A 12,531-nucleotide genomic window follows, 5' to 3' on the forward strand; every position below is an offset into this window, starting at 1 on the left:
TGGTGGGGATTGGCTTCATGCTCTTTAGCCTGAACGCCCGGCTGGCCCTATTCGTGCTCATTCCGGTGCCGTTCGTGGTGCTGGGCACATGGTTCTTTTGGCACACGATCTATCCCCGCTACTATCGTTTCTGGGACAGCCAGTCGAAGCTTGCCGCCCTGCTCAACGGCATGCTTTCGGGTATTCGCACCGTGAAAGCCTTTGCCCAGGAGCGCCGGGAGCAGAAGCGCTTCGATGGCGTGGCTGGCTACCTGCGCGACTCCCGGCGTGCTGTGGACCGTGGATCTGCGACCTTCTTCCCCATTTTCGGCTATGCGTTCAGCCTGGGCGGGCTGATTGTGTGGCTGGCCGGTGGCAGGAGTGTCATCGGTGGGCAGATAACCCTAGGGACGTTGATGGCCTTCCTGGGTTACCTGGGCATGTTCTATGGGCCGATCTCGGCGCTGACCATGTTTTCCAACTGGCTGACCGGTTTTCTCACCGCCGGTCAACGGATCTTTGAGGTGCTCGACGCCGATGTCACCCTGCGCCCACCAGAACACCCGCGGCCTGTGCGTGCCGTCAGGGGCCGCATCGAGTTCCGCAACGTTACCTTCGGCTACGACCCCTACGACCCGGTTCTGCGCAATATCTCGTTGGTGATTGAACCCGGGCAACTCGTGGGGATCGTGGGCAAGAGCGGTTCTGGCAAGACCACGTTGGTCAACCTCATCTGCCGCTTCTACGAACCGCAGCAGGGGCAAATCCTCATCGATGGGATTGACGTGCGCGAGATGTCCAACGAAGACCTCCGCCGCCACGTGGGGCTGGTGCTGCAAGAGCCGTTTCTCTTTCGAGCGACCATCGCCGAAAATATTGCCTACGGGCGTCCGGATGCCACGCCTGCCGAGATTATCGACGCCGCAAAGGCGGCTAACGCTCACCGGTTCATCATGCGGCAGCCAAGTGGCTACGATACGCGATTGGGGGAGCGAGGTGCAGGCCTTTCCGGCGGGGAGAAGCAGCGCATCAGCATCGCCCGAGCGCTCCTTTGTGATCCGAGCATCCTGATCCTGGACGAAGCCACCTCCAACGTAGATACCGAATCGGAGCTCCAGATTCAGGAAGCGCTTTCTGTGCTCTGTAAAGGGAGGACCACCATAGCCATCGCCCATCGTCTTTCTACCCTGCGCGGCGCGGACATCATCTATGTCCTGGACGACGGGTGCATTGTGGAGCAAGGTTCGCATGAGGAGCTCATGAGCAAGGAAGGCCTTTACTATCGGCTTGTCATGATTCAAACTCGCCTGACCAAGTTGGAGGCGTAGGGGTCGCAGCCGAGTTGCGACGCTGAGGAGCGAGACAATGTCAGAGATTCAGGACAGCGGACGTGCTACTTTGCGGGAGGTGGGTGTGCGCTACCTCACGCCCGAGAATTCCCATTTCTTCATCGGCAGCTTAGGTTCATTGCATTGCATTGTCGATGACCAGGAGGCCTACGCTAACGTGCACTGCCTCTTGTCCTTTCCCATCAGCTTTCCGCAAAACTTCATCTCGGTGTGGTACACGGACGAGCGCGGTAAGGAGCACGAAATCGGCGTCATCGAGCGCCTGGAGGATTTTCCGGGAGAGACGCAGCAGCTCATACGCCAGAGTCTTGGCCGCCAGTACTACGAGCAGCGTATTCGCCGCATCTACGAGACGCGATGGGAGTACGGCCTCATCTTCTTCGACGTGGAGACCGATAGTGGGCGCACGCAGTTCAGCATGCGATGGCAGCACGAGAAGGCGTTGGAGTACGGCCAGAATGGCAAGGTGTTGCTCGATACCTTCGACAACCGCTATGTGATCCCCTCGGTTGCTGATCTACCAAGCTCCGACCGCAACAAGCTCATGCGTTTTATCTACTGGTAGCGCAAGCGCAGCCCGCCAAGGGTAGTAAGACAGCGGCAGGTTGGCCTGCTTTCGCTGAGGACTGTCCAGCTCGGCGCTGCGATGCGTTTTGTCTTCCTGTTGCCTCTGACAAGCGCGGGAAGGCTCCCACCGGCACGCGGGGTGCATAAACTTCTTGCAAAGCTGGCGCGGTTGTGCTATATTACGCGCGCCAAAGTGTGTTCCCTAAAGGAGCTGGGTTCTTTGCGGAAGGGCCGCTGGGAAGTGAGATCCGGTTTTCCGACCGACAACTATACGCCTCTCGGTTACCTCGATAACCCTGGCCATACCTGGAAGTTGCACCGCGCGGGCTTGGTGCGCATCGTCTCACCTCTGCGGGCGGTCTGGCATTACCCGAACGTGACTCACTGTTCAGCGGCGCTGTCATTGCACGTGGGCCTCCGGATGGGCAACACGACTGTCGTTGGCGGCGATTGGGCCCACGTCGGGGCCGAGATGGTGTGCCCCCACCACAGCAAGAACCTGATAGTCCACCACGCACGTCTGGGTTTCCTGGAGCTCACCGCAGAGTTCGCCATGGCGAGCGCTGAGGTCCTCGAGATTGCCTGCCGCCTCGGCAATTCGAGCGACAAGTCCCTGGATGCTGCCTTGGTGATGCTGGTGAGCTACTTTTCTGGCCAGGACCGCGCTGGCTTGTGGCAATTTGGGGCAGCTGGGCGCTACCTACCGTCCCACGGGGCATTGATGATGCGCAGCTTTGCCGAAGGACCTGCCTTCGGCGTGCTGCCGTCCCTCCGTCCGGAAACCGTAGAGCTGACAGGCCCACAGGGCCCCTGGACCGACAAACTCTTGCTTGCATGGGAAGGGCTTGTCCACGGGCAACTCAAGCCAGGAGAAAACCTCTGCGGGGCGCTGATGGAGATTCCGCTTGCCCTCGACCCGCGCGAGAAAAGGGTGGTTGAGTGCAGGGTGGCCAGGGGCTGGTCAGAGTCTGAGGTCTTGACTGTTCTCCGCAGCAGGCCAGCTCAACGGCCGTGCACGATCCCTGCCAAAAGGAGGGAAGATAACGCCTTCTGGCGCAGGTGTCCGCAACTTGTGGGAGATTGGCCCGCACACTGGCGACATGGCTGGGTTTACGACTGGGAGACCTTGCGCATGTGCGTCCGTCAGCCGGCAGGGATCTTCCGCAGGCCATGGGATGGCATGCAGGTGCAGAAGCCGCGCGTGGTGCTGGCCGAAACCGCCCTGGATATGATGATGCTCAGCTACGCCGAGCCATCACTCGCCAAGGAAGTATTGCTGGGCGCCTTCACGGATGCGCTTGCGCCGCAAGTGCCATGCGCTCGCGAGGACGGTTCGACCAACATGGTTGCGGCCGATGGCAGCGAATGCGGTACCTCACCCGCCTGGTGCTTCCCGTTTTATTGCATCGAATCGGTGTTTCTTCGCACTGGAGACCGCTCTTGGCTGCGGGGGCTCCTGCCCCATCTAGAGGGCTACCTCAGCTGGTGGCTGAAAAATCGCTGCGACGGAGAAGGGTGGGGTTTCTACAAATGCAGCTGGGAGAGCGGTCAGGACTGTTCGGAGAAATTCCGCATGGCGCAGCCCACCGGAGGGGAGTTGGTTGAACACCTTCGCCCGGTGGACTTGCAGGTTGGTCTGTATTGCAGTGTCGATGTGCTGGTGCGACTGCGCAAGGCGCTTGGCCTACCAGCTGCGCACTGGTCCAAAGAGCGGCAGCGCTTCGTTGCCCTTGTCGGCCAGATGTGGCAGGGAAACTGGTTTTGCGACTTTGACCGACGCAGCCTGGAATGGGTTCGCCCGAACGGTTACTGGGACATCACGAATCTGGCACCGCTGCTGTGTGGCTTGGCGAGTGAGGAGCAGGTGCGCCTTCTCCAACCCAGGATTCGTTGGTACGTGGACAATCCCCGCTACTGGCTCGAATGGCCCTCTTTTTTCTTCATGTTTGCGGAGATCCTTTTCCGCGTGGGCGAGTTGGAGATGGCCGGCGGACTCATCTACCAGACAGCGGATCGGGTCTACCGCCAGTGGGACCGTGCATCGTGGGAGCCAGGCACCCCCTTGCCTGGCGTTAGCCTCGAATGTTGGGGCCTTGACGGACCAAAGGGCTCGGAGGGCTATGGCTGGGGGGCGACCATGCCCATGCACATCATCCGGGGCATTCTCGGTTTCCGGGAGAGCCCGCAGCGGCCGGGCGCCTTCATTCTCAGCCCGGCTTTGCCTGAAGGCATGGTGCCCGGAGCAGGGCGAAGCCTGGGTGTGTGCAACCTTCGTTTTTGGGAATATCAATTCGACCTCGTTTACGAGGACAAAGGCAACGGCCTGCTTGAGGTCCAGCTCGGTTTTTCTGGACAAAGTCCAGTGTGCGCCATCCGGGGCGCAGATGGGCAAGACCTGCCCTTCCGCGTGTGTCGCCGCGGCGCGCGGGAGACAGTGTGCTGCATGTTGCGCAACTATTCCACTCATGTGGTCGATTTTGGGCATCCACAGGAGCATTGAGAAGAGGTCGGAAAGGAACGGAGCATGGAGAGCGTATTCACGATTTCGGAGGAGGAACTGCGCAGGCTTGGGAAGGATGACCGCCAACTTGATTTGGCGGTGATACACCTCACCTTTGAGGGTATTCAGATCTTTGGCGGGGGCGTGTGCACGGTGACAAGGGGCCACCTGGAAGCCCTGGGCCGTCTGCAAGACACCCTGCGACGTCGAGGAATACGGATCACGCCTTACTTCTTGGAAATCGCCTATGCGCCAGACCACCCCCGCCGCGACCGGCGCTATGAGGAATACGCGCGGCAAAAGGTGGCGGCCATGGGTGGCGAGGTGGCCTACCTCACCAACTACAGCGTCGGTGATGAGCCGTTCACCAAGTGGGGGGTGAAGGACCTTGGTCCTGTGGAAAACTGGAAACACGCCTGTGCCTCGGGCACTGCCCTGGCGCTGAACTTTGCGCGACGCCACCAGGCAGCCGTGCTCTACTGCCACGACTGTGTGTATGCCCTGGCCTCCCTGTACGCGGCCCTGGAGGCCGACGCCTACGGTGCGGACATCCGCGCCGTCTACGTGGTGCACTCCACTGCGCTGACGCACGAGTTGCCCCTGCCCAATCCAGATCGCCTCATGGCGGAGGCGGTGGCGATGCACTGGCCGAAGGTCTCGCCGCGTGTGCGTATCGGCTATATCAGCGAATTTATCCGCGGGCACCTCATCTCGGACTATGGCGTGCGTCCGGAACACACCGTGCCTACGGGTAACGGCCTCAACCCCGATGACTCGCATTTTCGCCTGCGGAGCGAAGAGGAAATCGTGGCAAAGCTGCGCGAACACCACATTCCGCTTGACAAACCGCTCATGGTGGCATGGGGAAGGGCAGTGGCGTACAAGCGCTTCGACGTGGTCATGAAAGTCGCGGCCGAGCTGCGCGATGCGGTGCATGCCGTCGTCGTTGTCTCCCCGCGTTCGCAGGAACTCCTGCAGCTCAAGGAAGACCTGCATCTGGACATGTCCTTGATCTTCGCCTTTGATGCGGAGCTTATCGCTTGCTTGCTGCAGTGGAAGAACACAGTTGCCGTGCCTATCTTGGCCTATTTGGAGCCGTGCGGCCTGACGCCCATGGAGACACGGATGCAGGCAAGGCGCCAGGGGCCGCTGGTCATTACCTCGGATACGGGCGGCTTGCCCGAACAGATCGAGCATGGCGTGGACGGATTTGTCACTCGGCAAGACGACGTTGCTCACGTGGCGGAGACGGTGCGGCGCATCATGGCAATGACTGATGCGGAAAGGGCGCGCATGCGCAGGGCCGGCCTCGAACGCATCCTCCGCCAATACACCTGGCGCAGCCAGATTCTCACGACGCTTGCCGCGCTCAGCCCGGATGTGCGGTTGGTGGCCGACGAGGTGCGCAATGAGTGTGTCGCGGAGGAATTGCGCGCCCTGCAGTAGCGTCATTGGAGGAAAATGCTTGCGTTGGGTCGAAAAATTCCGTATACTACGGCATGAGAGGTTCCCCGCAGCGCATACTGCTGATCAAACTGAGGGCCATCGGCGACGTGGTGCTGGCCACGCCGGCGCTCACTGCGGCGCGCAGGGCCTTCCCGGAGGCGCGAATCGATTTCTTGACTGAGCCACCCTCGCGCCAGGTGCTGGAGGGGAACAGCGATGTCGATGAGGTGCTGCTCCACGACCGGCGGGCTCCCTTAGCGGCCCGGGTGCGATTTCTGAGGCGGTTGAGGGCCAAGGGCTATGACTTGGTCATCGACCTGTTCGGCAACCCGCGCAGCGCCTTGTTTACTCTGTTGACAGGCGCACCGACGCGCGTCGGCTTCAACTTCAGAGTCAGGCAAGCGGCATACAATGTCCGTGTGCCTGCCCGTGGACACCTGGTGCACGAGGTGGAGTTCAACCTGGATGCCCTCCGTGCCATCGGGGTGCAGGTGGGAGTGCCGCGACTTCAGTTCCCGGTACCCGAGGCTGCGCGGCACTTTGCCCAAGAGTTCGTGGCCAAGAATGGGCTGTCCGACAAGCTGCTCATAGGCTTGAACAACTCCGGGGGCTGGCCGGCGAAGCGCTGGCTACCCGAAAGGGCTGCGCGCCTGGCACAACTCCTGGCGGAACGGCATGGGACCAGGGTTGTGCTACTGTGGGGTCCTGGCGAACGAGATCAGGCGGAGCAGATCGCTGCGGCTGCCGGCGGGGATGTGCTCCTAGCGCCGCCCACGGATCTGCACCAGCTCGCAGCCCTGCTGGCTCGCCTTCGCTTGCTGGTGACCACTGACTCAGCTCCTATGCACATCGCTGCAGCTGTGGGCACGCCGGTGGTAGCTCTGTTTGGGCCCACCAATCCCTTGCTCCAGGGGCCATTTGGGCCGGGCCACATAGTGGTGCGTAACGAGTCGCTCTCCTGCTTGGGATGCAATCGCACGACGTGCGAGGACGGAGCGTGCATGCGCGAGCTGGCGGCGGAGACAGTCTATGCTGCGTGTGCTGAGGCGCTCAGCTCAAGTCGGCCTGGCCAGGAGGGGCGTTCGCATGCCCAGTGAGCGGTCCTCGGTCCCCATTTCGGTGGTGATCATTACCCGGGACGAGGAGGACAACATCGAAGCTTGCCTGCAGAGCGTACAGTGGGCGGACGATATTGTGGTGGTGGACGCGGAGAGCCAGGACCGAACCGTTGAGCTTTGCCGCAAGTTCACCACGCGGGTCTATCAGCGCCCCTGGCCTGGCTATGCAGCCCAAAAAGCCTTTGCCGTGGAGCACGCCAAGCACGAGTGGGTGCTGAGCCTGGACGCGGACGAGAGGGTAAGCGATGCCCTGCGCGATGAGCTGACGAGCCTTGTTTTTTCAGGGCCGAAGTGTGATGGCTACTATGTGCCTCGGCTCAGCTCATATCTCGGCAAGTGGATTACGCATTGCGGCTGGTATCCTGGGTATCAGCTGCGGTTCTTCCGGAAGAGCAAAGTGAGCGTAGCGCAATCGCGTGTGCACGAGGGCTTCGTCGTGCAGGGAACAGTCGGCTACCTCCGCGGAGAGCTGCTCCACTACTCGTACCGCGACCTCGAGGAGAACCTGCAGAAGTTGAACCGCTATTCGACCCTGGAGGCGCTCGATCGGGTGGGCAAAGCGAGGGCCAGGTGGTACGACTTTGTGCTACATCCGCTGTCTGAGTTCTTGAGGAAGTTCATTGCTCTTGGGGGAGCTTTGGAGGGAACACACGGCTTCGTCCTTTGCGCGATGTCCGCGTTCCAGAAGATGGCCCTTTACATGAAGATCTGGCAACTGCAGCACAGGGAGCAGCTCAGGGAGGCCTATGGGCGCGCCGGTGCTCCCAGATGCCGGCTTGAACCAGTGGGAGACGATGCGTCTTTCGGTAATCACCATCACGCGCAATGAGGCGCACAATATCGAGGACTGCCTGCGGAGCGTCTCCTGGGCTGACGAGATTGTCGTGGTGGATTCTGGCAGTGATGATGGGACGGTCGAGTTGGCGCGGCAGTTCACGGAAAAGGTGTACACCGTCCCATGGCAAGGTTACTCCGCCAACAAGAATTTCGCGCTGGAGAAGGCAACGGGTGAGTGGATCCTGTGGCTGGACGCCGACGAGCGCGTGCCCGAAGAGCTCGCCCGCGAGATCCAGAGCGCGCTGGCCGAGAACCCGGCCGTCGCTGGCTTTGAGATTCCGCGGCTCGCCTTTTTCATGGGCAGATGGATAAGACACGGCGGCTGGTATCCCGGGCGTGTGGTGCGCCTTTTCCGCCGGGGACAGGGTCGTTTCTCTGACGACCCCGTGCACGAAGGGGTCGTCCTGGCAGGGCCCTGCGGGCGACTACGGCACCATTTGCTCCACTACACCGATCTGACGCTGGAGCACTATCTGGACAAGCTCAATGCCTACACCACGCTTTCTGCTCACGCATTGCTGGCGAAAGGGAGAACCGCTGGCCTATGGGAAATGCTTGCCCGGCCGGTGCATACTTTCGCCAAGATGTACTTTTTCAAGGCAGGTTTTTTGGATGGTATCCAAGGGCTCATGCTTGCGCTCCTGTCGGCAGGGCATACGTTTGCCAAGTACGCGAAAGTCTGGCAGGGATGCCTTCAGAGCAAGTCGTGTGTGCTCTCCCACGCTGGGCCTGCCGAGGTAGGCCGCCACAGGATTGAGGAAGCGGCAAAGAGGGAGCACAGGCCTGACTGACCTGCGCCAGGGGAGGAAGACCATATGCAGATATCCGTAGAAGAACGCCAAGGGGTCAAGGTGGTACGGTTGCACGAGAAGCGGTTGGACAGCCCTCTGGCCCCAAAGCTGAAGACTGAACTCTTAGTGTTACTGAGCCAGCCGCCGCACAAGATCGCCTTGGACCTCAGCGAAGTTGAATATGCCGATAGCTCTGGTCTGGGCGCGCTGCTGCTGGGGGTGCGCCAGGCGCGCGACAAAGGTGGCAAGATGGTCCTGGTGAACACCCAAAAGCGCGTGTCGGACCTCATCCGCATCGCTCATTTGGAGGAGATCTTGCCGACATTTGCCAGCGAACAGGAGGCCATCAGCCTGCTCAACTCAGTGGCAAACCCCTCATGAAGGGAATGGAAGGCCGAAGCAACCTGATTGGGGAGGAGCTATGCCCATCTACGAGTACATCTGCGAGTCGTGTGGGAAGAGAGTGAGTCTCCTCATCTGGCCTTCAGGCGGCGATGAGGAGAAATGCACCAAGTGCGGGAGTACCAAGCTCCGCCGCATTATGTCCCGCTTCGCGGCTCCCCTGTCGGAAGAAGCGCGCTTGGAACGGCTGGCCGATCCGAGTCAATGGAGCGGCTTCGACGAGAATGACCCGGCCAGCGTGGCCCGCTTCGTGAAGAAAATGGGGAGCGCCCTCGGCGAAGACCTCGGTGAGGACATCGACCAACTTGCCGAAGAAGCGGCTCGGGAAGCAGACGAAGCGAAAAAAGGAGAGGGGCAGGACGAGTCGGCGGAGCTTTAGTGACCGCCGCACCCTGGGGTCATCCGCCACACCCGGTGTTGGAACCGCAATTCAAGCATTTGTAACAGCTGCCCGCGCGAATCATGATGGAGCCGCACTCCGGACAGGGCGGGGTGTCGCTCAACCAGCCAGCCCCTTCATCGTCACGCTGCTGAGCCGCCACGGTCTGCATGGGGCGCTGCGCGACAAGTTCCTGCAGTCCCTGGCCGTTACCGCTGGCATCCGCCTGCTCGCCAGGCGGCAAGAACTTGAGCGCCAGGTAGCGGAAGATGTAGTCCATGATCGACTTTGCGAATGGGATGTCGGGGTTGTCGGTGTAGCCCCAAGGCTCAAAGCGTGTGTGACTGAACTTGTTCACCAGCACTTTGAGCGGCACCCCGTACTGGAGCGCCAAGGAAATGGCGGTGGCAAAGGAATCCATGAGCCCGGAGACCACAGAGCCCTCTTTGGCCATGACGATGAAGATTTCCCCTGGCGTGCCATCGTCGTACAGCCCTACCGTGAGGTACCCCTCGTGGCCCGCGATATTGAACTTGTGGGTCAGCGCACGTCGCTCGGCCGGCAACCGCCGACGGCTGGCCTTGAACTTGGTCTCGGCCTGGTTTTCGCTCTTGGCCGAGGTACTGAGAGGCTGCGTCCGCTTCGAACCGTCGCGATAGATGGCGATGCACTTGAGGCCCAGTTCCCAGGCGGTCATGTAGGCGTTCATCACGTCCTGAGGGGTGGCATCGTTGGGCATGTTCACCGTCTTGGAAATCGAGCCGGAGATGAACGGTTGCACCGCGGCCAACATGCGGATGTGGCCCATGTGGCTGATGCAGCGCGTTCCTTTGGCCGGCCGCATTGCGCAGTCGAAGACCGGCAAGTGCTCGGGCTTCAAGTGCGGAGCACCTTCGATGGTCCCCTCCGCGTCCACGTAAGCCACAATCGTGCGGATCTCCTCGGGTGTGTAGCCCAGGTGCTTAAGAGCCATGGGGACTGTGGTGTTGACCAGCTTCGCCTTGCCTCCGCCTACCATTCTCTTCCACTTCACGAGGGCCACTTCTGGTTCGACCCCTGTAGTGTCGGCGTCCATCATGAAACTGATCGTGCCCGTAGGCGCTAAGGCTGTAACCTGCGCGTTGCGAAAACCGAACTGCTCGCCTAGTGCCACAGCCTCTTCCCACACCTTCTGGGCGGCTTGCCACAGCGTGGAAGGCACGAGTGCGGCGTTCACGTCGTTGAGCGCCTGCTGATGCATGCGAATGACGTTGAGCATGCATTCGCGATTTTTCTTGAACTCGGCGAAGGGCCCTAGGCGCTCTGCCATGTGCGCCGAGGTCACATACGCCTGGCCGGTCATCAGCGCGGTGACTGCTGCAGCCAGGGCGGTGCCTTGCTGGCTATCGTAGGGTACGCCCCACGACATGAGCAAGGCGCCCAAGTTGGTATAGCCAAGTCCTAACGGGCGGAAGATCTTGCTATTGCGGGTAATCTTCTCCGTCGGATAGCTGGACCGATCCACGAGGATGTCCTGGGCGATGAGCATGATGTTCACCGCCGCCCGAAATGCCTCCGTGTCGAATTCCAGGCCGTCTCTGCGAAAACTCATTAGGTTGATGGAGGCGAGGTTGCAGGCTGAGTCGTCAAGGAACATGAACTCGCTGCACGGGTTGGAGGCGTTGATGCGGCCCGAGGCAGCGCAGGTGTTCCACTTGTTGATGGTGGTGTCGAACTGCATTCCCGGGTCGCCGCACAGATGAGCCGCCTGAGCGATCATCTGCATGAGATCAACTGCATCATAGGTGTCCACGATCTTGCCATCCAGCACGGCCCGCGTGTGCCACTTTTCGTTGTTCTTAACCGCCTGCATAAAGGCGTCGGGCACGCGCACGCTATTGTTGGAATTCTGGAAAAAGACCGAGCTGTAGGCTTCGCCATCAAAGGAACCGTCATACCCAGCCTCGATCAGGGCCCATGCCTTTCGTTCTTCGTTGGCCTTGCAGTTGATGAACTCGACAATGTCCGGGTGGTCGATGTTCAGGATGACCATCTTGGCCGCGCGGCGAGTCTTGCCCCCCGACTTGATGACCCCGGCGAAGGCATCATAGCCCTTCATGAACGACACAGGGCCTGAAGCCAAGCCACCACCGCTCACCCGTTCCTTGGACGAGCGGAGCGTGGACAGGTTTGTGCCAGTTCCCGAGCCCCACTTGAAAAGCAGGCCCTCGACCTTGGCCAGGTCGAGAATGGACTCCATGGTGTCTTCAACAGAGTTGATGAAGCAGGCGGAGCACTGGGGGCGTTCTTCGACACCGAGGTTGAACCAGACTGGGCTATTGAAGGAAGCCATCTGGTTCACCAGAAGGTAGACCAGTTCGTCGTGGTAAGTTTGGGCATCGGCCTGAGTGGCAAAGTAACCGTCCTCCATGCCCCAGGTGCAAATGGTGCGCACTACCCGCTCGATGAGTTGCTTAACGCTGGTTTCCTCGAAATCGGACCGCAGCCTGGTGCAAAAGTACTTGGAGGCCACCACGTTAGTGGCCATTTGTGACCACGACTTTGGCACCTCGACGTTGCGGCGGTGGAAAATGACTTCGCCCTTTTCGTCGACGATCACCGCCTCGCGGGTTTCCCATTCGACCTCATCGAAGGGATGAACCGAGGGCTTGGAAAAGCGTCGCGGGATTACCAAGCCGCGCGTCGGTGTCCGTCTGGCGCTCTGGACACCCCCTCTGCTTGCGCTGTCAGAAACTAGTTCCATTTGCGACGCATCACGAGTTCCGGGCATGGCGACCTCACCGCTGCTTCGTGTTCAACCTCCCATTCCCAAAGGCAAAAAGGCCCACCCACTCACGACTAGTAGAAAGCGATCGCTCAACCTCAGTTGAAGGACGTTGGCAGGGTCGAATCGTGCTTGAAACAGGCGTGCAGAGCTGGCAGTCGCTTCCGGTCTTTCATCAGAGTTCCTCCACAGTACCCAATTCACCGCCGCATCCTTCACTCTGACAGACCGCGGACAATATACCAAATTCGGTGAGATTTGTCAAGTGAAATCTACATGTCGAACAAAAAATCTTATGAGCGCCTATATGTAGTGGCCATGCGGCGCGCTTCGGCAGCATGTTGTGGTGGAAGGCAGGCAAAAAAGCTCTTGACTGCGTGCTGGGGAATGCTTATATTA

General features: G+C 60.4%; 10 protein-coding genes. 9 read left to right on the forward strand and 1 reads right to left on the reverse strand.

The window, feature by feature from the left end:
• From H5U38_03170 to H5U38_03210, 9 genes are all read left to right on the forward strand, one after another.
• The coding region (locus tag H5U38_03170; protein MBC7186015.1) for an ABC transporter ATP-binding protein at positions 1-1,307 on the forward strand (1,307 nt) is incomplete at its 5' end.
• A gap of 37 nt (positions 1,308-1,344) precedes the next feature.
• Positions 1,345-1,893 (forward strand): DUF1854 domain-containing protein, encoded by a 549-nt coding sequence (locus H5U38_03175; GenBank protein ID MBC7186016.1) that lies wholly within the window; start codon positions 1,345-1,347, stop codon positions 1,891-1,893.
• Between the two features lie 243 nt (positions 1,894-2,136).
• Complete coding sequence (locus H5U38_03180) at positions 2,137-4,395, forward strand: hypothetical protein (protein MBC7186017.1); 2,259 nt, start codon at positions 2,137-2,139, stop codon at positions 4,393-4,395.
• A 24-nt stretch (positions 4,396-4,419) separates the two neighbouring features.
• Positions 4,420-5,841 (forward strand): glycosyltransferase family 4 protein, encoded by a 1,422-nt coding sequence (locus H5U38_03185; GenBank protein MBC7186018.1) that lies wholly within the window; start codon positions 4,420-4,422, stop codon positions 5,839-5,841.
• 53 nt (positions 5,842-5,894) lie between these two features.
• Positions 5,895-6,938, forward strand: a complete 1,044-nt coding sequence (locus tag H5U38_03190; GenBank protein ID MBC7186019.1) for a glycosyltransferase family 9 protein — start codon at positions 5,895-5,897, stop codon at positions 6,936-6,938.
• Positions 6,928-7,788 (forward strand): glycosyltransferase family 2 protein, encoded by an 861-nt coding sequence (locus tag H5U38_03195; protein ID MBC7186020.1) that lies wholly within the window; start codon positions 6,928-6,930, stop codon positions 7,786-7,788. The genes H5U38_03190 and H5U38_03195 overlap by 11 nt, the downstream gene beginning before the upstream one ends.
• A complete protein-coding gene (locus H5U38_03200; GenBank protein ID MBC7186021.1) occupies positions 7,754-8,587 on the forward strand; it encodes a glycosyltransferase family 2 protein in 834 nt (277 codons plus the stop codon). The genes H5U38_03195 and H5U38_03200 overlap by 35 nt, the downstream gene beginning before the upstream one ends.
• 24 nt (positions 8,588-8,611) lie before the next feature.
• Positions 8,612-8,968 (forward strand): STAS domain-containing protein, encoded by a 357-nt coding sequence (locus H5U38_03205; GenBank protein ID MBC7186022.1) that lies wholly within the window; start codon positions 8,612-8,614, stop codon positions 8,966-8,968.
• 40 nt (positions 8,969-9,008) lie between these two features.
• Positions 9,009-9,368, forward strand: a complete 360-nt coding sequence (locus tag H5U38_03210) for a zinc ribbon domain-containing protein (protein MBC7186023.1) — start codon at positions 9,009-9,011, stop codon at positions 9,366-9,368.
• Positions 9,369-9,387: 19 nt separating this feature from the next.
• Here the strand turns inward: H5U38_03210 and H5U38_03215 are convergent, their stop codons facing one another.
• Positions 9,388-12,111 carry a vitamin B12-dependent ribonucleotide reductase gene (locus H5U38_03215; GenBank protein ID MBC7186024.1) on the reverse strand — a complete coding sequence of 908 codons (2,724 nt, stop codon included), beginning with the start codon at positions 12,109-12,111 and terminating at the stop codon, positions 9,388-9,390.
• Between the last annotated feature and the right edge of the window lie 420 nt (positions 12,112-12,531).

Source organism: Calditrichota bacterium (assembly GCA_014359355.1).
In the GTDB taxonomy this organism is placed as follows: Bacteria; Zhuqueibacterota; Zhuqueibacteria; order JANLFK01; family Oleimicrobiaceae; genus Oleimicrobium.

Bases quoted from the DNA above. Each gene is read 5' to 3' on its own strand.
- H5U38_03175 (MBC7186016.1), top strand. From the start codon at position 1,345: ATGTCAGAGATTCAGGACAGCGGACGTGCTACTTTGCGGGAGGTGGGT.
- H5U38_03185 (MBC7186018.1), top strand. From the start codon at position 4,420: ATGGAGAGCGTATTCACGATTTCGGAGGAGGAACTGCGCAGGCTTGGG.
- H5U38_03190 (MBC7186019.1), top strand. From the start codon at position 5,895: ATGAGAGGTTCCCCGCAGCGCATACTGCTGATCAAACTGAGGGCCATC.
- H5U38_03195 (MBC7186020.1), top strand. From the start codon at position 6,928: ATGCCCAGTGAGCGGTCCTCGGTCCCCATTTCGGTGGTGATCATTACC.
- H5U38_03200 (MBC7186021.1), top strand. From the start codon at position 7,754: ATGCGTCTTTCGGTAATCACCATCACGCGCAATGAGGCGCACAATATC.
- H5U38_03205 (MBC7186022.1), top strand. From the start codon at position 8,612: ATGCAGATATCCGTAGAAGAACGCCAAGGGGTCAAGGTGGTACGGTTG.
- H5U38_03210 (MBC7186023.1), top strand. From the start codon at position 9,009: ATGCCCATCTACGAGTACATCTGCGAGTCGTGTGGGAAGAGAGTGAGT.
- H5U38_03215 (MBC7186024.1), bottom strand. From the start codon at position 12,111: ATGGAACTAGTTTCTGACAGCGCAAGCAGAGGGGGTGTCCAGAGCGCC.